General features: G+C 64.2%; 23 protein-coding genes. 10 read left to right on the top strand and 13 right to left on the bottom strand.

Annotated elements, in window-relative coordinates:
* Positions 1–416: 416 nt before the first annotated feature.
* From gatB to gatC, 5 genes are read right to left on the bottom strand one after another with little or no spacing between them, the layout of a single operon-like run.
* A complete protein-coding gene (gatB, locus tag IVB05_RS18445) occupies positions 417–1,901 on the bottom strand; it encodes an Asp-tRNA(Asn)/Glu-tRNA(Gln) amidotransferase subunit GatB (RefSeq protein WP_247786045.1) in 1,485 nt (494 codons plus the stop codon).
* Positions 1,898–2,191, bottom strand: coding sequence for a hypothetical protein (locus IVB05_RS18440; RefSeq protein WP_247786044.1), 294 nt, complete (start codon positions 2,189–2,191; stop codon positions 1,898–1,900). The genes gatB and IVB05_RS18440 overlap by 4 nt, the downstream gene beginning before the upstream one ends.
* A gap of 1 nt (position 2,192) precedes the next feature.
* Positions 2,193–3,668: an Asp-tRNA(Asn)/Glu-tRNA(Gln) amidotransferase subunit GatA gene (gene gatA / locus IVB05_RS18435; protein ID WP_247786043.1), complete on the bottom strand. Its 1,476-nt coding sequence runs from the start codon at positions 3,666–3,668 to the stop codon at positions 2,193–2,195.
* Positions 3,665–3,877 carry a hypothetical protein gene (locus tag IVB05_RS18430; protein WP_247786042.1) on the bottom strand — a complete coding sequence of 71 codons (213 nt, stop codon included), beginning with the start codon at positions 3,875–3,877 and terminating at the stop codon, positions 3,665–3,667. Before IVB05_RS18430 ends, gatA begins: the two co-directional genes overlap by 4 nt.
* Before the next feature lie 24 nt (positions 3,878–3,901).
* The gene (gene gatC / locus IVB05_RS18425; RefSeq protein ID WP_247786041.1) at positions 3,902–4,189 is read right to left on the bottom strand and encodes an Asp-tRNA(Asn)/Glu-tRNA(Gln) amidotransferase subunit GatC; all 288 of its coding nucleotides are present in this window, start codon (positions 4,187–4,189) and stop codon (positions 3,902–3,904) included.
* 404 nt (positions 4,190–4,593) lie between these two features.
* Here gatC and IVB05_RS18420 point away from each other — a divergent pair, with 404 nt between their 5' ends.
* The 3 genes from IVB05_RS18420 (at position 4,594) to IVB05_RS18410 (ending at position 6,725) form a co-directional block, all read left to right on the top strand.
* On the top strand, positions 4,594–4,758 hold the full coding sequence (locus IVB05_RS18420; protein WP_247786040.1) for a hypothetical protein: 165 nt from the start codon (positions 4,594–4,596) through the stop codon (positions 4,756–4,758).
* 253 nt (positions 4,759–5,011) lie between these two features.
* Entirely contained in the window at positions 5,012–5,803 is a 792-nt protein-coding gene (locus tag IVB05_RS18415; RefSeq protein WP_247786039.1) for an alpha/beta fold hydrolase, read from the top strand.
* 43 nt (positions 5,804–5,846) lie between these two features.
* The gene (locus tag IVB05_RS18410) at positions 5,847–6,725 is read left to right on the top strand and encodes an MBL fold metallo-hydrolase (protein ID WP_247786038.1); all 879 of its coding nucleotides are present in this window, start codon (positions 5,847–5,849) and stop codon (positions 6,723–6,725) included.
* Between the two features lie 31 nt (positions 6,726–6,756).
* On the opposite strand, the gene IVB05_RS18405 is transcribed toward IVB05_RS18410, so the two are convergent.
* Both IVB05_RS18405 and IVB05_RS18400 read right to left on the bottom strand, forming a co-directional pair.
* A complete protein-coding gene (locus tag IVB05_RS18405; RefSeq protein ID WP_247786037.1) occupies positions 6,757–7,833 on the bottom strand; it encodes a nitronate monooxygenase in 1,077 nt (358 codons plus the stop codon).
* 37 nt (positions 7,834–7,870) lie between these two features.
* On the bottom strand, positions 7,871–8,845 hold the full coding sequence (locus tag IVB05_RS18400) for a nitronate monooxygenase (protein WP_247786036.1): 975 nt from the start codon (positions 8,843–8,845) through the stop codon (positions 7,871–7,873).
* Positions 8,846–8,949: 104 nt separating this feature from the next.
* On the opposite strand from IVB05_RS18400, the gene IVB05_RS18395 reads away from it, so the two are divergent.
* A complete protein-coding gene (locus tag IVB05_RS18395) occupies positions 8,950–9,831 on the top strand; it encodes a LysR family transcriptional regulator (protein ID WP_247786035.1) in 882 nt (293 codons plus the stop codon).
* On the opposite strand, the gene IVB05_RS18390 is transcribed toward IVB05_RS18395, so the two are convergent.
* Positions 9,818–10,033 (bottom strand): hypothetical protein, encoded by a 216-nt coding sequence (locus tag IVB05_RS18390; protein ID WP_247786034.1) that lies wholly within the window; start codon positions 10,031–10,033, stop codon positions 9,818–9,820. The genes IVB05_RS18395 and IVB05_RS18390 overlap by 14 nt on opposite strands.
* Before the next feature lie 212 nt (positions 10,034–10,245).
* Between IVB05_RS18390 and IVB05_RS18385 the strand changes: the two genes are divergently transcribed.
* From IVB05_RS18385 to IVB05_RS18375, 3 genes are all read left to right on the top strand, one after another.
* Positions 10,246–11,181 carry a cyclase family protein gene (locus IVB05_RS18385; RefSeq protein WP_247786033.1) on the top strand — a complete coding sequence of 312 codons (936 nt, stop codon included), beginning with the start codon at positions 10,246–10,248 and terminating at the stop codon, positions 11,179–11,181.
* Positions 11,182–11,271: 90 nt separating this feature from the next.
* Positions 11,272–11,754 (top strand): Holliday junction resolvase RuvX, encoded by a 483-nt coding sequence (gene ruvX / locus IVB05_RS18380; protein WP_247786032.1) that lies wholly within the window; start codon positions 11,272–11,274, stop codon positions 11,752–11,754.
* Between the two features lie 3 nt (positions 11,755–11,757).
* A complete protein-coding gene (locus IVB05_RS18375; protein WP_247786031.1) occupies positions 11,758–12,690 on the top strand; it encodes an AEC family transporter in 933 nt (310 codons plus the stop codon).
* Here the strand turns inward: IVB05_RS18375 and IVB05_RS18370 are convergent.
* The 5 genes from IVB05_RS18370 to IVB05_RS18350 all read right to left on the bottom strand — a co-directional run bounded on the left by IVB05_RS18370 (position 12,687) and on the right by IVB05_RS18350 (position 18,266).
* Positions 12,687–13,355, bottom strand: a complete 669-nt coding sequence (locus tag IVB05_RS18370; protein WP_247786030.1) for a CPBP family intramembrane glutamic endopeptidase — start codon at positions 13,353–13,355, stop codon at positions 12,687–12,689. The two genes, IVB05_RS18375 and IVB05_RS18370, sit on opposite strands and share 4 nt — an antisense overlap.
* 124 nt (positions 13,356–13,479) lie before the next feature.
* The gene (locus IVB05_RS18365) at positions 13,480–14,250 is read right to left on the bottom strand and encodes a type II CAAX endopeptidase family protein (RefSeq protein WP_247786029.1); all 771 of its coding nucleotides are present in this window, start codon (positions 14,248–14,250) and stop codon (positions 13,480–13,482) included.
* A gap of 156 nt (positions 14,251–14,406) precedes the next feature.
* Positions 14,407–16,050, bottom strand: a complete 1,644-nt coding sequence (locus IVB05_RS18360) for an acyl-CoA dehydrogenase family protein (RefSeq protein ID WP_247786028.1) — start codon at positions 16,048–16,050, stop codon at positions 14,407–14,409.
* A 21-nt stretch (positions 16,051–16,071) separates the two neighbouring features.
* On the bottom strand, positions 16,072–16,803 hold the full coding sequence (locus IVB05_RS18355) for a M15 family metallopeptidase (protein WP_247786777.1): 732 nt from the start codon (positions 16,801–16,803) through the stop codon (positions 16,072–16,074).
* Between the two features lie 50 nt (positions 16,804–16,853).
* Entirely contained in the window at positions 16,854–18,266 is a 1,413-nt protein-coding gene (locus IVB05_RS18350) for a caspase family protein (RefSeq protein ID WP_247786027.1), read from the bottom strand.
* 139 nt (positions 18,267–18,405) lie between these two features.
* Between IVB05_RS18350 and IVB05_RS18345 the strand changes: the two genes are divergently transcribed.
* Genes IVB05_RS18345 through plsY form a run of 3 tightly spaced genes read left to right on the top strand, consistent with a single transcriptional unit; the run spans position 18,406 to position 21,291 of the window.
* Entirely contained in the window at positions 18,406–19,359 is a 954-nt protein-coding gene (locus IVB05_RS18345; RefSeq protein WP_214493129.1) for an aspartate carbamoyltransferase catalytic subunit, read from the top strand.
* A 4-nt stretch (positions 19,360–19,363) separates the two neighbouring features.
* Positions 19,364–20,665, top strand: coding sequence for a dihydroorotase (locus IVB05_RS18340; protein WP_247786026.1), 1,302 nt, complete (start codon positions 19,364–19,366; stop codon positions 20,663–20,665).
* A gap of 35 nt (positions 20,666–20,700) precedes the next feature.
* Positions 20,701–21,291 (top strand): glycerol-3-phosphate 1-O-acyltransferase PlsY, encoded by a 591-nt coding sequence (plsY, locus tag IVB05_RS18335; protein ID WP_247786025.1) that lies wholly within the window; start codon positions 20,701–20,703, stop codon positions 21,289–21,291.
* The last annotated feature ends 103 nt before the right edge of the window (positions 21,292–21,394 follow it).

The raw sequence follows: 21,394 nt of genomic DNA, 5'->3' as shown, positions 1-21,394 counted from the left end.
GCGGAGCGCCGACATCGGCGACACCGCGACATGCGCGCGTCTCGATGCAAAAAGTGCCGCAACGACAGGCATCGGCATTTGTCAATATTTAAGGAAACGCCTGTGCTGCAGCACTTTCTTGAATTCGCGCGTGCGACGATCGATGCGCGTTCAGTGTCGTCGCGACTCAATGATGCCGTGAAAAAGCCGTGCGCACGGACTCTGAGTCGCAGAGTTTGGCAATAAAAAAATTTTCGCGATCACAGCGTTGGCGTCTCGTCGGTGCTCGCCAAAACCGAACTTCCGGACGAATCGCGACCACCGATTCGGACGCACGCTTTTAGTCGCGATGGTGAATTTGGGATCGCGATGAACGATCGTTGCGCGCATCTCTCGCAGCGTCATCGACGACGAGAGTCGTCCCGTTACGGGACGCCTCAGATGCCGAGCTTCGCCTTCAGCAGATCGTTCACCGCCTGCGGATTGGCCTTGCCGCCGGACTGCTTCATCACCTGGCCGACGAACCAGCCGGCGAGTTGCGGCTTGGCTTTCGCCTGCGCGACCTTGTCCGGATTGGCGGCGATGATGTCGTCGACGACCTTCTCGATCGCGCCCAAATCCGTGACCTGCTTCATGCCGCGCGCTTCGACCATCTCGCGCGGGTCGCCGCCTTCCGTCCAGACGATCTCGAACAGGTCTTTTGCGATCTTGCCGGAGATCGTACCCTCGCCGATCAGCTCGATGATCGCCGCCAGCTGCGCCGCCGACACCGGCGAGCCCGTGATATCGCGGCCTTCCTTGTTGAGACGCCCGAACAGCTCGTTGATCACCCAATTGGCCGCGAGCTTGCCGTCGCGCGCCTTGTCGGCAAGGCCCGCGAGCACGGTTTCGTAGAACACCGCGCTCTCGCGCTCGGCCACCAGCACGCCGGCATCGTAGGGCGACAGACCGAGGCTCTCGATGAAGCGCGCCTTCTTCTGATCCGGCAGTTCCGGCAGATCCGACCTTAGCTCATCGACATAGCTTTGCGTGAATTCCAGCGGCAGAAGATCCGGATCCGGGAAATAGCGATAGTCATGCGCTTCTTCCTTGGAACGCATCGATCGCGTCTCGCCCTTGTTCGGGTCGAACAGCCGCGTTTCCTGGTCGATCGTGCCACCATCCTCGATGATCTCGATCTGGCGCCGCGCCTCGTGCTCGATCGCCTGGCCGATGAAGTTGATCGAGTTCATGTTCTTGATTTCGCAGCGGGTGCCGAGCGGACCGCCCGGCTTGCGCACGGAAACGTTCACGTCGGCGCGCAGTGACCCCTTCTCCATGTCGCCGTCGCAGGTGCCGAGATAGCGCAGGATTGAGCGCACTTTGGTCACATAGGCCTTGGCCTGCTCGGCATCGCGGATGTCCGGTTTTGAGACGATCTCCATCAGCGCCACGCCGGACCGGTTGAGGTCGACATAGGACATGGTCGGTGACTGATCGTGCAGCAACTTGGCGGCGTCCTGTTCCAGATGCAGCCGCTCGATCCCGATCGTGGCGGTCTTGCCGCCATCCAGTTCGACCACGACCTCGCCCTCGCCCACGATCGGCGACTTGTACTGGCTGATCTGGTAGCCCTGCGGCGAATCCGGATAGAAATAGTTCTTGCGGTCGAACACCGAGCGCAGATTGATCTGCGCGTTGAGGCCAAGCCCGGTGCGCACCGCCTGGCGGACGCACTCTTCATTGATCACGGGCAGCATGCCCGGCATCGCGGCGTCGACCAGCGAGACATGGCTGTTCGGCTCGCCGCCGAATTCGGTCGAGGCGCCGGAGAACAGTTTTGACTTCGAGGTGACCTGGGCATGGATCTCCATCCCGATCACGACTTCCCAGTCGCCGGTCTGGCCCTTGATCAGTTTTCCGGGTTTGACTGTCGCGTTCATGCTTTTCCACTCCCGAGCAGCGCGGACACTATCCGCTCCCATTCGGCTTCCAGAGAATCCTTTGCCACCGGCTGGCCGGCCTGGCGGTACCAGTAGCCGGCGTTGCCGAGGTCACCTTCGACGCGGTGCAGATAGGCATGCACCCAGGCGGAGTTCGCGTCGCTCTCGTCCTGCACGATCTTGTGCGCACGATCCCAGTCGCCCTTGGCGGCCCACCATAACGCAGCCAGCGGCGGTTCCAGGCCCGTTGCGGGCGCTGCGTCCGTCAAGCTGGCGCGGAAGTCCGCCATGTCACCACCAGCGCGGCGGCGTGAAGCGGCCGGCCGACTGCTCCACGACTTCGCCGAGCGAGAACAGCGTCTCCTCGTCGAACGGACGGCCGATCAATTGCAGGCCGAGCGGCAGACCTTGCGCGTCCTTGCCGGCGGGCACCGCGATGCCCGGCAGTCCGGCCATGTTCACCGTCACCGTAAAAATGTCGTTGAGATACATCTCGACCGGATCGGCGCCGCCCTTTTCGCCGACGCCGAACGCCGCCGATGGCGTCGCCGGGGTCAGGATCGCGTTGACGCCCTTGGCGAAGCAGTCCTCAAAATCCTTCTTGATCAGCGTGCGGACTTTTTGCGCGCGCAGATAATAGGCGTCGTAATAGCCGGCGGAGAGCACATAGGTGCCGATCATGACGCGGCGGCGCACTTCGTCGCCAAAACCTTCGGCGCGGGTGTTCTCGTACAATTCGCCGATGCTGCGGCCCGGCACGCGCAGGCCGTAGCGCACGCCGTCATAGCGCGCGAGGTTGGACGAGGCTTCCGCGGGCGCCACGATGTAATAGGCCGGCAGTGCGTATTTGGTGTGCGGCAGGGACACATCGACCAGTTCGGCGCCGGCCGCCTTCAGCCACGCCGCGCCTTCGCTCCAGAGCTTTTCGATTTCCGCCGGCATGCCGTCGAGGCGGTACTCCTTGGGAATGCCGATCTTCATGCCCTTGACGGATTTTCCGATCGCGGCCTCGTAGTCCGGTACCGCGCGATCGACCGAGGTGGTGTCCTTGGGATCGTGCCCGGCCATCGAGCGCATCAGGATCGCGGCATCGCGCGTGGTCCGCGCGATCGGCCCCGCCTGGTCGAGCGAGGACGCGAACGCCACGATGCCCCAGCGCGAACAACGCCCATAGGTCGGCTTGACGCCCACCGTCGCGGTGAAGGCTGCGGGCTGGCGGATCGAACCGCCGGTGTCGGTCGCGGTCGCGCCCATGCAGAGCAGCGCCGCCACGGCGGATGCCGATCCGCCGGACGAGCCGCCCGGCACCAGCGTGGTGTTGGAACCTTCGCGCCGCCACGGATTGACCACGGGGCCAAAGCACGAGGTCTCGTTCGACGAGCCCATTGCGAATTCGTCGTTGTTGAGCTTGCCGAGCATCACGGCGCCGTCGCGCCAGAGCTGCGAGGTTACGGTGGATTCGTAGGGCGGGACGAAATTGCCGAGGATTTTTGAGCACGCGGTGGTGCGCACGTCCTTGGTTGCGAACAGATCCTTGATCCCGAGCGGAATGCCGGCCAGCGGACCGCCCTCGCCTTTGGCAATCTTCGCGTCGATCGCACGCGCCATGGCACGCGCCTGGTCCGGCGTCTCCAGGATGAAGGCATTGAGCGCACGCGCGGCTTCGATTGCGGCGAGATGCGCATCCGTCAGTTCAAGCGAGGTGAAAGACTTGTTCGCGAGGCCGGCTTTGGCCTCGGCGATCGTCATCGATGTCAGGTCGGTCATTTATTGATCGGGCTGCAGAAGAACGGAGAAAGCGTCTTGTCGTTGGCGGGGTCGTTCGGCTTAGGCCGTGTTCTTTCATTGGCTTCGAGCTGATCGAGCACGGCATCCATCGCCTTGTCGGGATCGGCAGCCTTGCCCTGCCGCTCCATCGCGTCGAGGTAATTCATGTAGGCCTGGTAGGCCTTTTCATCGTCGCAGAGCAGACACATCGGATTTCCGATCTCTTGAAAGAATTACTCGATCACCTTCGGCACAAGGAAGAAATGGTTTTGCGTTTCCGGCGCATTCCCGACGATGTCGTCGGGAATCTCGCCGTCATTGACCACGTCGGCCCGCTTCTTCATTTCCATCGGGGTCACCGAGGTCATCGGTTCGACGCCGTCGACGTTCACTTCCGAAAGCTGCTCCACGAAAGCCAGCATGGCGTTCAGCTCGCCCTGCAGATGGGGAACCTCGGCGTCGGTGACCGCAATTCGCGCGAGTTGCGCGATGCGGCGGACGGTGGCGGCATCAACGGACATATAAATATAGGCCTCGAATGGAGAATTCGCACCCGCCGTATAGCAGAGGCCGCTTTTGCGCCGCAACCACGGGAACAGGCGGAGCCGGCCAGGGACGCCGCATACCTGCCTTTTGGAGGTCAGAAGTCGACCCCGCCCCGACGCACGAGATTTTGAGCGCCAAGCGCCCATTTCCCTCGCAAAAGGGCCCTGACGAAACCATTTTGCCGCCTTACGTAGTCGTCCTGAAACAGTCGGGGGATGTAGTCGCGGCCAGGACATCGGGAGGCCGTGTTATGTCGACCATCGAAAATGACGGCGCCGGATCGGAAAGCTGGGATCCTGCCCTCTGGTCCATCGGGACCGTGCTCGGCGTCGCGATCATCTACCTCGCCTGCTTAACCTGACCAACGGGAGGGAGAGCCATGCCCCAGGCTAAAATCCTGCAGGAAAAGGCGGAAATGTTCGAGCGCCGCGCGGAAAGCGCGACCGATCCCATCTCAAAGCAGCATTACAAGGAGATGGCGGCGCATTACAGGTCGCTGGCGGTTGAGCATCTTGAGGTTCACCGCGACGAACCGGCACACTAGTTCCGGAAGGACCGCTCATTCTGCGGTACGAACGGCCGGTTCGGCCGGAGCGTCAGCAGCGCGGCCCAAGCCGCAAGGCCATGCCCCCGCGTCGCCCATAGGCGCCAATAAACCAACATGCCTCCTGCTCGCAGACCTCAAAAAATTTGAGATTCATGCCGTCTCCGGTATCGTGGACCCCGGATTTCGAGGCGGACCGGCTACTCGCTCTCCGTGACTAACAAGAAGATCAAAAAGAATCAGGGGGCGCAGCATGGATTTCATTGAAGCCAACGGCGTCGGCCTGCGCTGCGAGTTGAGCGGCCGCGGCGACCGCACGCTGGTGCTGGTTCACGAAATGGGCGGCTCGCTGGAAAGCTGGGACGACGTCGCGCCGCGGTTCGCCGAATCTCGCCGCGTCCTGCGTTACGACACCCGCGGCGCCGGATTGTCGCAGAAGGTTCGCGGCGAGCTTACCCTTGATACGATGGCCGACGACATCGCAGCCCTGCTTGATCAATTCGGGATCGCCGGCAGGGTCGCGCTTGCAGGCGTCGCCGTCGGCGGTGCGATCACCCTGCACTTCGCAGCTCGATATAAGGAGCGCACCAGCGCCGTTGCGGTCGGCAGCCCGGCCACCGGTATCGCAGCGGAGCGCCGCGCAGCGGCGCTGGAGCGCCTCGCACAGATCGAAGCCGCCGGCATGGCGTTCGCCGTCGAGGATTCCATGTTGAACGGCTATGCCCCGGAACTTCGCGGCGACATCAAGCGGTTCGAGCGCTTCCGGACGCGATGGCTCGGCAACGATCCCTCCAGCTATGCGACGATCTGGCGAATGCTGGCGGCAGCCGACATGCAGGACGAACTCGCCAGGCTTGCTTGTCCGGTCCTCGTGATCGGCGGCAGCCTCGACCGCGTACGCCCGCCGGCGCTGGCGGAAAGCGTAGCCAAAGCCATTCCCGGCGCCCGCTACACCGAAATCCGCACCGGGCACTATATGTCGGTGCAGACGCCCGATCTGCTCTCCGATTGCATCGACCAGTTCCTGAGATCGGTCGGCGCCTGAGCGAACCTGAACTATTCCCCCAACAGCGCCAAGGTCTTTCCATATGAAGCCACAACCCTCGCACCAGATTCCCGGCGTCTATCATCGCAGGATCGGTGACATCGTCGTCACCACCATCAGCGACGGCTATCTCGACGGCACCCTCGAGGTGATGCGCAATGTCGATGTCGAAAAGGCGCGTCAGATCCTGGCGGATTCGTTCCGGCCGGCACGGCGAACCAGCGTCAACACCTTCCTGATCCATTCGAAGGGACGCATCGCGATCATCGACACCGGATCGGGCAACTATTTGCAGCCCACGGCCGGCTTCGTTCAGCGCAACCTCGCATCGGCCGGTATCGATCCGAAGTCGATCGATACGGTTTTGCTGACTCACATGCATCCGGATCATTCCGCCGGCCTGACCGACATGTCGACGGGCCAGCTTCTGTTTCCGAACGCGGAACTTGTGATGCACGAGAACGAGCTGGCGCACTGGTTCGACGACGGCGCGATGGCGAAGGTCGACGAGCGATCGGCAAAACTCTATTTTCTGGCCGGCCGTGAACAGGTCGCGCCCTACAAGAACAGGACGCGATTGTTCCGGGAGGGCGAGGTGTTTCCCGGCGTGACCGCCGTGCCCAGCCTCGGGCATACGCCGGGCCACACCGCGTATCTCGTCGCATCGAGCAACGATCAATTGATGATCTGGGGCGACACCGTGCACGTGCCGGAGGTGCAGACCGCGTTTCCCGAAGCCGGCATGGCCTTCGACACTGATCTGGCCGCGGCCGCGGCCGCGCGAAAACGCATGTTCGACCGCGTCTCCGCCGACGGCATTCTCATTGCCGGGATGCATCTGCATTTCCCGGCGTTCTCACGGCTGGCCCGACGAGGTGAAGCCTACGCACCTTATCCCGAGGCCTGGGTCCACACGCTATAGCGAGTTGCCCCTCGGCCAAGCTACCGCCGCGCTACCCACCCAGTGCACCCAGCCGCGCCAACGCAGCACCCGCCAGCGCACGCGTCAGTTCCGCCGCCGGCATCTCGCGGCCCATCCGCACCGCCTGCCCTGCCCAGAGATTGGTGAAATCGACCTTGCCAAGCTTTTCGGCCGCCGCCTTCAGCGGCCCGAGCGCAGTGGCGGCGTGCGGGAATGCCGGCGCATCCGCCGAAATCGGGCCAACCTCACGCATAACACGGTTAGTAACGCCGCGCGCGGGACGGCCGGACATGACATTGGTGATGACGGTGGAATCGTCATGCGCCTGGGCCAGCGCCGTGCGCGCAGGTCCGATCACCTTGGATTCCGGGCAGCGCAGGTAGGCGCTGCCGATCTGCACGCCGGACGCCCCGAGTGCAAACGCCGCCGCGATGCCGCGCCCGTCGGCGATGCCGCCGGCTGCGATCACCGGCACCTTCACCGCATCGACCACCTGCGGCACCAGCGCAAACGTGCCGGGCTGCTCGGCGATATTGTCGGTCAAGAACATGCCACGGTGACCGCCCGCCTCGGCGCCTTGCGCGATGATGACGTCGGCGCCGTTCTCCTCGAGCCAGATCGCTTCCTTCACGATGGTCGCCGACGACATCACGATGCAGCCTGCCGCCTTGACGCGCCGGACCAGCGCCTGGTCCGGCAGGCCGAAATGGAAGCTGACCACTTCGGGCTTCAGCTCCTCCACGACCGCGCACATCGCATCATCGAACGGCGCGCGGTTGGCTGCGGCAACGGGTGCGGCGGGATCGAGTCCGAATTCCTTGTAATATGCCCCAAGCCGCGACTTCCATCCGGCCTCACGCGCGGGATCGGCATCGACCGGCGTGTGACACATGAAGTTCATGTTGACCGGCGCCGAGACGCGCTGGCGGATGATGTTGACCTGCTCGCGCGCCTTCTCAGCCGAGATCATCGCACATGGCAGCGAGCCGAGTGCCCCGCCCTGCGCCGCCGCGATCACCAGCTCGGCGTCCATGACGCCGGCCATCGGCGCCAGCACGATCGGAAATTCGGTCTTGAAGAGGTCGATGATCCGGCGGTCTGGCCACATGGTTCTGCTCACTTGATTGATTGGGGTGGATTGCCGTTCAGGCGGCGAAGGAGTTGCGCCGCCCGCTTAATATCTGGTCGGCTTCGGTGACGATCCTGTCAACGATCTCGGCCGCCGGCGGGATATCATGGATCAGCCCTGCGGACTCACCGGCAAAGACGGCGGCGACATCGAAATTGCCGGCCGCTTTCGCCGCGGCATATTCCGTTGCAACCTGGTCCGCACGCTGCATCAGCTCGATCTCGCGGCCCGTCCAGGTCCGCACATGGTCGTTGAGCAGCGTGCGCGCGGTAAATGGCGCCGGCCACAACAGCTGTCGCGACCAGTCGAACACCACGCCGCGTACCGTCCCGCCGCTATTGGCCGCACGTATCAACTGCTTCGCTTGCTCGGCGCCGTCAGCCTCGATGCTGGCATAGAAGCGCGTGCCCATCAGCACGCCGGACGCCCCCAGCATCAGCATCGCAGCCAACCCGCGCCCGTCGGCAAGGCCGCCGGCAGCGACAACCGGCACGCGTCCGGCCGCAAGATCGACGATGGCGGGCACGATATCGAGCGTGGTCCTTGAGGCGCCATGTCCACCCGCTTCGGTTCCCTGCGCAATCAAAACATCGGCGCCGGCATCGAGGGCCTGCCGCGCCATCTCCTCGCTCTGCACCTGGCAGATCAGCAACGCACCCGCCGCCTTGATCTTCGGCGCGAACGGCGCGGGATCGCCGAACGACAGCATGATGGCGCGCGGTTTGGCGTCGAGCGCGACGTCAAGAAGTTCGGGTTTCTTCGCGAGACTCCAGGTGATGAAGCCGATGCCGAACGGCCCGGCGAAATCTTTCAGCTTCGCGCTCTCCGCTTCGAGCCGGGCGCGATCCCCATAGCCGCCGCCAAGGATGCCGAAGCCGCCGGCTTCACTCACCGCCCGGGTCAGCCGGCTGCCCGAGATCGTGTCCATCGGCGCCAGCAGGACCGGATGCCGGATGCCCAGAAGTGCCGTCAAATCAGTCCTGATCGGCATGCGTTCGCTCCCTCGTCTGGACAGCAAGCCTAGGCCGAACTAACATTCTGGAATAGTGAATACTAGAGAACGCTGCCATCTGAAATAGGGAACGGAGCGATCCAGTGGAATTGACCGACCTCCTCACCTTTTCCACCGTCGCCCGGCTGGGCGGCATCACCCGCGCCGCTGACGAACTCAACACCGTGCAATCCAACGTCACGCAGCGGGTCAAGGCGCTGGAGACCGAGATCGGCACCGCGCTGTTCGAGCGGCACAGCCGCGGCATGACGCTGACCGGCGCCGGGCGCCGTCTGCTGCCCTACGCGCAGCGAATGGCCGCGCTGTCGCGCGAAGCGATACTTGCCGCGCGCGACGATGGCGAACCGAAGGGACCGCTCGCGATCGGATCGATGGAGACGACGGCCGCCGTCCGCTTGCCCTCATTGCTCGCTGAATTCCATCGCCGCTTTCCGGCGGTGCGGCTGTCCTTGCGGACCTCAACCACGGCCGAGCTCGTGGCTGGCGTGCTCAACGGCACGTTTGACGGCGCATTCGTCGCGGGTCCAATCGACCACGCCGAACTCGACGCGACGGTCGCCTTCCGCGAAGAACTGGTGCTGGTCACGGCGCGGCGCTGGCAGAGCCTCGTCGCTCTGCGTGCCGGCACGCCCGAGTCCGGACCGACCGCGCTCGTTTTCCGTACCGGCTGCACTTACCGCCAGCGGCTCGAGCAGATCTTCTCGGAATTCGGCTGGCCGTCTTCCGCGCGGTTCGAACTCGGCACACTCGACGGCATGATCGGCTGCGTCGCCGCCGACATGGGCGTGACGCTGCTGCCGCGCGCCGTCGTCGGGCGGAACGACACCGTGAGCATCCACACGCTGAACCCGACGCAGTCCAAGGTCGAGACGCTCTTCATCACCCGCCGCACGGCCCATCAATACAGCGCCCTGCAGGGTTTTGCGTCCTGCCTGAGCAGCAATGGCGAGGTTATTGCCGCCTGATGCTCCAGCGCCGCATCGCGACGCCGGCCCAGATCGCCTCGACCAGCCCGAATGGCCAGGCGCCCTGCAGAAATCCGTAAACCGAGCCGAGCCCGCAAGCTCCGGCAAAGGCGAGGATGTACCAGTGGCTGCGATCTTCCAGCGCGTATGCCACCAGCATCGCGGTTACCGCGAACAGGCCGAACAGGCTAAGCGCATCCATCGTCATCTTCGCACCCCGCTTCATTCCGCCACGCGAAACGTCTCTGCCATATTTTTGTAGCAGAGCAATTTGCGCGCCGCGTTTTCTGCGCTGCGGCGCTGGATTGCAACGCGAGCATCGAGCTCAAAAACTTCTGGCCGCCCCGCACTGCTACGTTAGTATGAGGCGCTAGTTACCAAAAACCATAACGTCAACATCTGGGAGGGACTGCGATGCGCCTTGCATTCGTATTGAGCTGTTCTGTTGCCTTGTTGGGTACGGTCGGAACGGCAAGTGCTCAAGACTGGACGAAATCGAAATGGGGGCCGGACGACGAGATCGGCGCCGCCAACTACATGAAGCCCGACCTTGTCGTCAAAGCCGCCCAACTCGTGAAAACTGGCAAGACCTACGCCCTTGGGTTCCCCGTGGACTCCAAGATGCCCGCCTATCCCCCGCGCGCCTTCAAGATCACCGTAGTGCAGCCTGGACAGGCCGGCATTCCCGGCCTCGGGCCGAGCAAGACCACTTACAATGACGATATCATCGAGGGTTGGGTCGGCGTCGGCAGCCAACTGGACGGCCTCGGCCACATCGGCGTCGAGCACATCTATTACAACGGCAACAAGTTGCTCGATTTTGCGGATCCGACCGGCCTGAAGAAGCTCGGTGTCGAAAAGATCCCGCCGATGGTCACACGTGGCGTGCTGCTCGACATGGCCGCTTATTTCGGGACCGACGTGGTCAAGGAAGGCACCGCCTTCAACGTTAAGGAAATCGAGGAAGCGGCCAAGAAGCAAGGCATCGAAATCCGCCAAGGTGATGTCGTCCTCTTCCACACCGGCTGGGCCAGCCTGATCGGCAAGGACGACAAGCGTTTCAACTCGGGCGAGCCCGGGCTTGGCGTTGAAGGCGCGAAATACCTCACCGGCAAGGGCGTCGTCGCCATCGGCGCGGACACCTGGGGCCTTGAGGTGATTCCGTTCGAGAGCAAGAACGTGTTCGAGGTGCACCAGATCCTGCTGCCGATGAACGGCACCTACATCATGGAGGTGCTGGATACGTCCGGACTCGCCGCCGACAAGGCCTACGAGTTCCTGTTCGTGCTCGGCCAACCGCGCTTCAAGGGCGGGGTGCAGAGCATGATCAACCCGGTCGCGATCCGGTAAGACCGTATCGACAGGCGGCGTGGCGTTCCCGCATGGGCGCCACGCCGTGACCGGCTTTGCGCGCATGACGAGCCGGTGTTATGCGGGGTCATGCCCGCCCCCATCCTTCCCCTGATCGAAGCCGTCACGCACTGGCCCGAGCGCGGCGCCCTGATCGGCCTCGATCTCGGCACCAAGACCATTGGCGTCGCCGTGTCCGACCCCGACCGCCGCCTGGCGACCGGCGTCGAAACGCTCCACCGCAAGGCCTTCAAGGCCGACGCGGCGCGGCTATTGGCGATATCGGGCGAACGCAACGCGGTCGGCTTCGTGCTCGGCCTGCCCATCAATATGGACGGCAGCGAGGGTCCGCGCGCGCAATCGACCCGTGCCTTTGCCCGCAATTTCTCCAACCTCACCGGCCTTGCCATCGCGCTGTGGGACGAGCGGCTGTCGACCGCGGCCGTCGAGCGCGAGCTGATCGGCATGGACGTCTCCCGCGCCCGCCGCGCCGAGGTGATCGACGAGCATGCCGCCATGTTCATCCTGCAGGGCGCGCTGGATCGGCTGGCGAAGCTGCGCGGGGACGCTTAAGCGATGGCGGTCGTCATTGCGGCGCTGCTGCCGGTGTTCTTGCTGATCGTGCTCGGCTTCATCCTGAAGCGGACGCTGATACGGCCCGAGACGCAATGGCATGGGCTGGAGCGGCTGACTTACTACGTGCTGCTTCCGGTGCTGCTGATCCAGACGCTGGTGAAGGCCGACCTCACCAGGGTGCCGGTTGCCGGCGTCGGCGGCGCGTTGCTGCTGTCGGCGCTCGCGATGTCGCTGCTGTGTCTTGCGCTGCGTCCACTGCTCGCCCGCGCCGCAATCGATGGTCCCGCCTTTACCTCGATCTTCCAGGGCGCGACGCGCTGGCAGACCTATGTGGCGCTCGCCGTCTCCGGCAGTCTGTTCGGCGACCTCGGGCTGGCGCTGGCGTCCGTCGCGATGGTCGCCATCGTTCCGCTGGTCAACGTGTTCAGTGTCGCGGTGCTGGCCCATTACGCCTCGCCGGAAAAGCGCTCGGCCGGTTCGATTGTCGTGACGGTAATGAGTAATCCGCTGATCTGGGCCTGCGCGATCGGGCTGGCGCTCAACGTCACGCACATTCCGCTGCCCAAACTCTGGCACGAGGTGGCGGACGCGCTTGGCCGCTCCTCGCTCGCCATCGGGCTGCTGGTGACCGGCGCTGGCCTGCATCTTGAAGGCCTGTTCCGGCCGAGCCTCGCCGCCGGCGTCGCGGTGTTCCTCAAGCTGGTGCTGATGCCGGTGATCGCGGTCGCGTTGGCGTTGAAATTTGGACTTGCCGATTCCAACCTCGCCATCGTGACGGTCTGTTCGGCGGTGCCCGCGGCGTCAAGCGCCTATGTGCTGGCGCGGCAAATGGGCGGCGACGCGCCGCTATTGGCGCAGATCATCACGCTGCAGATCATCCTGGCAGCGCTCACGATGCCGATTGCGATCGCGCTGGTAACGGCGACCCCCTAGGCGTATCGCATCGTTAAAAAGAGAAAGAAGTTCATGCCCGAGTGAACGATCACCGCGAGCCACGTTGAATTACTACGCCGGCGAAAATGGCCGAGGGCGACACCCGACACAAAGATCCAACAGCGCCCCCACCAATCATATTGGGTGTGGATTGCCCCCCAAATTGCCGCGGTCACCACGATGGTTGCCATCGGACCGAGAAAAGACTCAGACCAACCTCGAAACATGAAGCCACGGAAAGTGAACTCTTCCATGATTGGCGCTGCGATACAGACTGCAACAAACAAGATTAGCAACTCGCCGATACCCCTGAACGGAAGATCGGGGCTCGTCGAAGGCGCCGTGGGAGACCTGAAGACGATCTCACCCAACCAGAGTATGATCGTGATCATCAAGGCCGCCATAACCTCGTCGCGAGTGGGCCAGTTCAAGGCAAGGTATTCGGAGAACTCGCGCCGCGCCATTCCGATGGCGATCCAGATCACGATGACCGTCGATGCACACCCCAATATCGATGCGGCGCTATCCCATCCTCTCGGGATTGCTTGGAGCTGGGCAGGCGATAAGGCCGCGCTATCCCGTGTGGCCACCAGCACTACGAGAGTGAGCCAACTTGTCAGGCCGAAGGCGGCGTAAGCGACCAGAGCGACAAACGTAGTTTCCATAAAGTCCCACGTTTTGGGCGCTCGTGCCGTTACCGAGACCGGCCGTTTTCTATCATTTGGATCCAGCATTACTCTGGTGACAACCTCACGGTGCGAATGGAGTGAGTCTCTACCCCATCGGCATTCAGCCCGCCAGCCAGAAAGTCTGAATGGTCGCTGCCAGATTGTTGATGCCGTGCAGGACGATCGTCAGCCAGGTCGAGCTGGTGCGATATCGCAGGTAACCGAGCAGCAGGCCGATCGAGAACACCTCGCCGAAGAAGAACCAGTCATACTGCAGATGCAACGACGTCCAGGCCAGCGACGACAGGAAGATGGCGCCGGCAACGCCGAGGCGTGATTCAGACCAGCCGCGATAGAGGAAGCCGCGCGCGAGAATCTCTTCCGAAACAGGGGCGGCGATGCAGAACGCGACCACCAGCAACCACAGCGCGCCGTCGGTCTGCGCCGATTTCAGCACCTCGCCCATGAAGCCCGGCTGTATCTCCCGTCCGAGTGCGCGCGACAGCAGGTCCCAACAGCCGACAAGCGCGGCCAGCGCGACGACACCGATCAGGAAATTGCGCCACGAGGTCCAGCGCAGCGCGAGATAATCAGCGAAAGAAGTGCGCGTCGGCCGGATCGCGATCCACACGGCCAACACCACCGCGGGCAATCCCATCATGACCGACAGCGAGATCGTAAGTCCGCCGCCGACCACTCTTATCGCCTCGGCGACATCGAACGACCCGTGCCGCAACACGAAATAGGCGACGACCGTGAGCTGCCCGACGAACATCGCGGCAAAGATGAACAGGCCCCACAATGCCGTGCCCCAGAATTTCCAGACGCGTGGCGGCTGGTCAGGAATCGCGGGCGGAACTGTGATCGGGCTTGCGGGAGTGAAGGAGTCCATCAATCAACTTTCTCGGTGTCGTCATGCCCGGCCTTGTGCCGGGCATCCACGTCCTTTGTGCCGCGCGGGCTCAGAAGGCGTGGATGGCCGGGACATAGGCGAGCGGAAGCGACGCCGTCCTTCGGACGGCTATGGCCATGACGGCTGGCGTGGTTTTTAGGGCAGTGCACGTTCGAGCAACCCGCGGACGTCTTCGCTCGCCAGATCGACCGCGCCGTACATGCTGGCGTGATTCCCGGCAAGGCGCGTGGCGGCGAACAACTGCGCATGCCGTGGCGACACGGCATTGAGCGCGGCAGAAGCCGCCAGCAGCGCCAGCTTCTCGACCGCCAGCCGCGCCACACGCTCGCTGTCCGGCCGGCGGAACGCCTTGCCGAGGAAGGTGATGGCCTCACCCGCGCCCGGCAATCCGAGCGTCTCGCCGGTCAGTTCGTGCACGATGCTGGACGCCACTTCCGGCTCCCTCGACAGCGCGCGGAGGACGTCGAGGCACATCACATTGCCGGAGCCTTCCCAGATCGCATTGACCGGCGACTCCCGGTAGTGCCGCGCCAGAATGCCCTCTTCCACGTAACCATTGCCGCCGAGGCACTCCATCGCCTCGTAGAGAAAGCCAGGGGCGCTCTTGCAGACCCAGTATTTGATGGCGGGCGTGAGCAGCCGCACATAGGCGGCTTCCTTGGCGTCAACGGGCGCGCGATCGAACGACCGGCACAGCCGCATCACCAGCGCAACCGTGGCCTCGACATGCAGCGCCATGTCCGACAGCACCGCCTGCATCACCGGCTGATCGGCGAGATGCTTCTGGAACACGCTGCGATGCCGCGCATGATGAAGCGCATGCGCCAGGCCCGATCGCATCAGGCCGGCGGAAGCAATCGCGCAATCCTGCCGCGTCAACTGCACCATCTGGATGATGGTGCGGATGCCCTTGCCCTCGGCGCCGACGCGCTCGGCATAGGCGCCGTGAAACTCGACTTCGGACGAGGCGTTGGAACGGTTGCCGAGCTTGTCCTTCAACCGCTGGAACCTGATTGCGTTGATCGAGCCATCAGGCGCAAAGCGCGGCATCAGGAAGCAGCTCAACCCCTCCTCGGCCTGCGCCAGCACCAGGAAGGCGTCGCACATCGGCGCCGACATGAACCATTTGTGCCCGGTGATACGGTAAGCGTCCCCGTCACGCTCCGCCCGCGTCATGTTGGAGCGCACGTCGGTGCCGCCCTGCTTCTCGGTCATGCCCATGCCGAGCGTCATGCCGCGCTTGGTCCACCACGGCGCGAAGGCCGGATCATAGGATCGCGTGCCCAGCACCGGCATCACCCTGGACAGGAGATCCGGCTGCTCCGCCAGGGCCGCAACGGACGCCCGCGTCATGGTGATCGGGCAGAGATGCCCGGTCTCGACCTGCGAGGCCACGTAGAATTTCGCAGCGCGTATCACCTCCGACGCCCCACCGGCGGGCTTACCGTCGGCAGTCCACGTCGAATTATGCACGCCGGCATGCGCACTGTGCGCCATGAGTTCATGATAGGCGGGATGAAATTCGACCTCGTCGCGGCGGTTGCCGCGGGAATCGAAGGTGCGCAGCTTTGGCGTGTTCTCGTTGGCGACGCGGCCGCGTTCCGCCATCGCCGCCGAGCCCCAATGCTTGCCGAACTCCGACAGTTCGCTTTGTGCCGACGCCCCGCCATTGGCGGCGACGGCCTCGACCAGCGGCCGGTCGAGCGCAAAGAGATCGACATCTTCGAACGGCGGCGACTGGTTGAAGACCTCGTGGGTCGTGAATGCTGCCTGGCTCATGGCTGGTCCTGGAACCGTGAATCACTTCCGCGGCGTGATCGGGAAATCATAGGCCTGCCCGCCCGCTCCCGGCAGCGAAAAGTGCCACCACTCCTTCGAATAGTTTACAAATCCTCGCCGCGCCATCACCAGAACCAGCTTCTCCCGCCAGCGGCGCTGGGCGGCGGTGATGGATGTCGCCGCCGTGTGCGACCTGACGTCGGAACAGTCGTAGCCGGTGCCCATGTCGACGCTGCCGTCCGGCGCGCGAAGGTTCACATTGGCGGTGCAGTCGCCGTAGTCCTTGGTGGAATCGAAGGTGGCCGAATTGTCGGCTTTCAGATCGACCAGGGTGAGGTCGAGCGCGGCGCCGGTGGAATGGCCGGAGCGTTCGGCGATGTAGCCGAGCCGAAACAGGTCGGCCTTGCTGAACGACGGGTTGTAGCGCTTTCCGGCGACCGTCTCCTTGCCGTCGCGCGACCAGGCGACCATATCGGCAACCGCGCGCGTCGGCCGGTAGCAGTCGAACATCTTCAGCGACAGGTTTTGCAGCGCAAGTTCTTCCTGAACGCTCTTCAGCAGCGTGCCGACCTCGCGCTTCACCACGCATTCTGCCGCCTCATAGCCCCTGAGCGGACGGCCGACGAAGTTGTTCGAGCCGGCGTAGCGCATATCCTGGACGATGGTCGGATCGATATCGCGCAGATAGACGAAACCCGCCGGCAACTTCTGCGCCTGCGCGGCAGCGCCCGTGAGGCAGCCTGCCGCGCAGATCGCGACAAGCACCGCTCGCCTGAATGTCGCCGCGCCCCGCCTCGCGCCGATCACGGCACCCGCTCCGAGCTGACCACCAGTTTCGTGAGCGCAGTATCTGTGTATCTGTTGCCGGCCCAGACTTCGTCGATGATGAATTTCATCCAGTAGGCCTTCACCGGTTTGGGCAGGTTGAGCTGTTCCGGGCCGAGACGATCCGCCAGGCTGAGCGTCTGCGTCTCGCCTTGCGAAAATATGACGCGCAACTGGCGCACGCGATTGTTCTTCTGAAAAATGTCGTTGTTCTTCTGATAGCCGTTCCGGACGGTGACGGATTTGACGAGCCGCATCCCGTCGAACTCGATCGTGACCCACTCGCCGACGCCATTGCCCTCCCTGCCCTCGACCCATGCGTCGCCGCTGGAGCCGGCGAACAGGTTTTGCGCGCCGTAGGAATTGCCGAACTGCGGCTTCAGCACCGAACTGACGCAATAGGTCTCATGGCCGTTGCGCACGCAGCTTTCACCGGGTGCACCCGGCCGCGACGGACGCACGGCGCGCTCAGTGTCGGGTGCGACATTCGCAAGCTTGGTGGCAGGCTGCTCAACACGGCCACCGCTCGGCTGCCCCGCCAGATAGATGCGGCCGCCGAGGGTTTGATCGTAATAGGCCGGCGTCTGCTCGTGCGGTGCGGGCTGACCGCGCGCATCGGTTGCTTTCAGCGCCAGTTCGGCGACGCGCTCGCGCACTTCAACAGCGAGATCGCCAAGATGCAGGTCCGGCCGCTTCAGTTGTTCGGCGAATATCCGCGTGAACACCGAATTGTGGGCGGCGTCGTTGCCGCCGAGGCGATCCAGCGCGGTCTGGCCGATGCCGGCGGAATACAGCGTGAAGATGCCGCGCGCTGGCTTGGCGTCGGCCAGGCCCCGCGTGTTGCCGATCGACCGGCCCGCGGCGCGCGGGAATGGATTGTCACGGCAGGCATCGATCACCAGGAGCGCGACGCGGACCGAGCGCGCCTGCAGCTCCGCGATCAGATCGGGTTCGGCCAGCGATGCCCCGCGCACGCGTGCTTCGGCGCCTTCGGTCACCGCCGGGACATCGCTCGGGATCAGGTAATTGACGCCCGCAATCGCCACGCCGTGTCCGGCAAAAAACAGCGCCGCTGTGTCGCCCGGCTGCAGCCGCGCGGTGAATTCGGCGAGCTTGTCGATCATCGCCTGACGGCCGAGATTGGTGCCGACCATGACTTCGAAACCGAGCGACTTCAGCGTTCCCGCGATCGTGGTGGCGTCGTTGGCGGCCTTCTTAAGCTGCCGGTCGGCGGGCAGATTGGGATAGAGGTCGTTGCCGATCGCGAGCGCTATGCGCTTCTCGGCGACGGCCGACGTGGCCGGGAGGCATGCAATGGCCGCCAGCAGCGCCCATGACGCGATCCGGACGCATTGAATGAAATGCCGCACGTTTTGCCCAGCCTGATGCACCGTGCGCCATCCTAGCTGAATCGCTCGTCAGGGCCTACCGTCCGGCCGTTTACCCTGCCGCCGAAGCGCTAGTGGATAAGTCCGGACGCCCGATTTGACGCTTGCCCTGCATGGCATCTCTGCCTATAGCAAGGCTTTAATGACCCCTGCATCGAAATCGACCTTCGTCCTCGGGCACCGGCATCTGCTGGGAATCGAGGGACTTTCCGCTGCCGATATTACCGGCCTGCTCGACCTTTCCGAGGAATATGTCGAGCTCAACCGCCAGGTGGACAAAAAGCGCACTTCCTTGCGCGGTCGCACCCAGGTGAACCTGTTTTTCGAGGCCTCGACCCGCACCCAGTCCTCGTTCGAACTGGCAGGGAAACGGCTCGGCGCCGACGTCATGAACATGTCGGTGTCCTCATCCTCGATCCGCAAGGGCGAGACGCTGATGGATACGGCAGTCACGCTCAACGCCATGCACCCGGATATCCTGGTGGTGCGGCACCACGCCTCCGGCGCGGTGGAACTTCTGGCGCGCAAGGTTGACGGTTCCGTGATCAATGCCGGCGACGGCGCCCACGAGCATCCGACCCAGGCGCTGCTGGATGCGCTGACCATCCGTCGTAATAAAGGCCGGCTGGAAGGGCTCGTGATCGCGATCTGCGGCGACGTGATGCATTCCCGCGTGGCGCGTTCCAATATCCTGTTGCTCAACACCATGGGCGCGCGTGTCCGCGTGGTGGCCCCCTCCACGCTGCTGCCGCGCGGCATCGAGCGGATGGGCGTCGAAGTCGCGCGCGACATGCGCGAAGGCCTCAATGGCGCCGACATCGTGATGATGCTGCGGTTGCAGCGCGAGCGGATGAACGGCTCCTTCGTGCCGTCGAGTCAGGAGTACTTCCACTATTTCGGGCTCGACCAGAAGAAGCTTGCCTATGCCAAGCCGGACGCGCTGGTGATGCATCCGGGACCGATGAATCGCGGTGTCGAGATCGACTCGATCGTGGCTGACGGCGCGCAATCGCTGATCCGTGAACAGGTGGAAATGGGAGTGGCGGTGCGGATGGCGGTGCTCGAAGCGCTCGCCCGCAACCTGCCGAATGCTTAAGATCATGCTGACTGACCGACGCCCGATCCTGCTTGCGAATGCCCGCGTCGTCGATCCCTCCAGGGATTTCGACGGCCCCGGCGACGTCCTGATTGCCGACGGCACGATCCGCGACTCCAAGCGCGGCATCGGCGCGGCCGGCGTGCCTGAAGGCACCGACATCATCAATTGTGCGGGCAAGATCGTCGCGCCCGGGCTGATCGACATGCGCGCCTTTGTCGGCGAGCCCGGCGCCAGCCACCGCGAAACCTTTGCCTCCGCCAGCCAGGCGGCTGCGGCCGGCGGCATCACCACCATCATCTGCCAGCCGGACACCTCCCCCGTGATCGACAATTCGGCGACGGTGGACTTCGTGCTGCGTCGCGCCCGCGACACCGCGATCGTCAACATCCACCCGATGGCCGCACTGACAAAAGGCATGCGCGGCGAGGAGATGACCGAGATCGGGCTGTTGAAGGCCGCCGGCGCGGTGGCCTTCACCGACGGCGACAAGAGCGTCACCAACGCCCAGGTGATGCGGCGAGCGCTGACCTATGCCCGCGATTTCGACGCGCTGATCGTGCATCACACCGAAGACCCGGATCTCGTCGGCGAAGGCGTGATGAACGAGGGCGAATTCGCCGCCAGGCTCGGCTTGGTCGGCATTCCCAACGCCGCCGAGGCCGTGATGCTGGAGCGCGACATGCGGCTCGTGGCACTGACCGGCGGGCGCTATCACGCGGCCTCGCTATCGTCGATCGAGTCGCTCGAAATCCTAAAACGCGCGCGCGACGCCGGCCTCTACGTCAGTGCTTCGGTGTCGATCAACCACGTCACGCTGAACGAAAACGATATCGGCCCCTACCGCACCTTCCTGAAACTGTCGCCGCCGCTGCGCACCGAGGAGGACCGCCTCGCGCTGGTTGCCGCCGTCGCCTCCGGTCTGGTCGACGTCGTGATGTCCGACCACAACCCGCAGGACGTCGAGGTCAAGCGGCTGCCGTTCGCCGAAGCGGCGGCCGGCGCGGTCGGGCTGCAGACCATGCTGCCGGCGGCGCTGCGGCTGATCCACAATGGCGAGATGGACTTCAAGACGCTGATCCGGGCGATGTCGACGCGGCCTGCGGAACTGCTCGGCCTGCCCGGCGGCTCGCTCCGCGCCGGTTCCCCGGCCGACGTCGTCGTGATCGATCCCGATACGCCCTGGGTGCTCGATCCCGCCGATCTCAAATCGCAGTGCAAGAACACGCCGTTCGATGAAGCCCGCTTCTCGGGGCGCGTCGTGCGTACTATCGTGGGCGGACGGACGGTCTATGAACATGTCTGATTCGTACGAAGCGGGCCGCGGTGGGAGCTGCCGCAATGTCTGACGCATTCCTCGTCGTCGCCTTCCTGATCGGCTATCTCTTCGGCTCGATCCCATTCGGGATGGTTCTGACCAAGCTAGCCGGTACGCAGGATCTGCGCTCGATCGGTTCCGGCAATATCGGCGCCACCAACGTGCTGCGCACCGGCCGCAAGGGCCTTGCCGCGGCGACGCTGATCGGCGACATGCTCAAGGGCACGGTGGCCGTCATCATCGCGGGCTACTACGGCGGCGCCAATGCGGCGATGCTGGCTGCGCTCGGCGCCTTCCTCGGCCACCTCTTCCCGGTCTGGCTCAAATTCAACGGCGGCAAAGGCGTCGCCACCTATATCGGCGTGCTGATCGGCCTGTTCTGGCCGGCAGCCCTGATGTTCTGCCTGATCTGGCTCGCGACCGCCTTCACCACGCGGTACTCCTCGCTCTCGGCGCTGGTCGCAGCCTTCGTCACGCCGCTGTTCCTGTGGTGGTTCGGCCACCCCGCGCTGGCGTCGCTATTCGTCGTGCTGACGCTGCTGCTGTTCTGGAAGCACAGCGAAAACATCAGGCGGTTGCAGGCCGGGACCGAGGGACGGATCGGGGCGAAGTGACCCGGTCGCTCCCTTACCCTACTCAGCCGGGCTCGGCGCGAGCTGCCGCTCTTCGCGAAGCGGCTCGATCGCCATCCGGTACCCGCAGAGCCCGCCACCGGTG

Origin of the sequence: Bradyrhizobium sp. 170, from assembly GCF_023101085.1 — a bacterium.
Taxonomy (GTDB): domain Bacteria; phylum Pseudomonadota; class Alphaproteobacteria; order Rhizobiales; family Xanthobacteraceae; genus Bradyrhizobium.
This window is presented reverse-complemented; position numbering and strand designations above follow the sequence as displayed.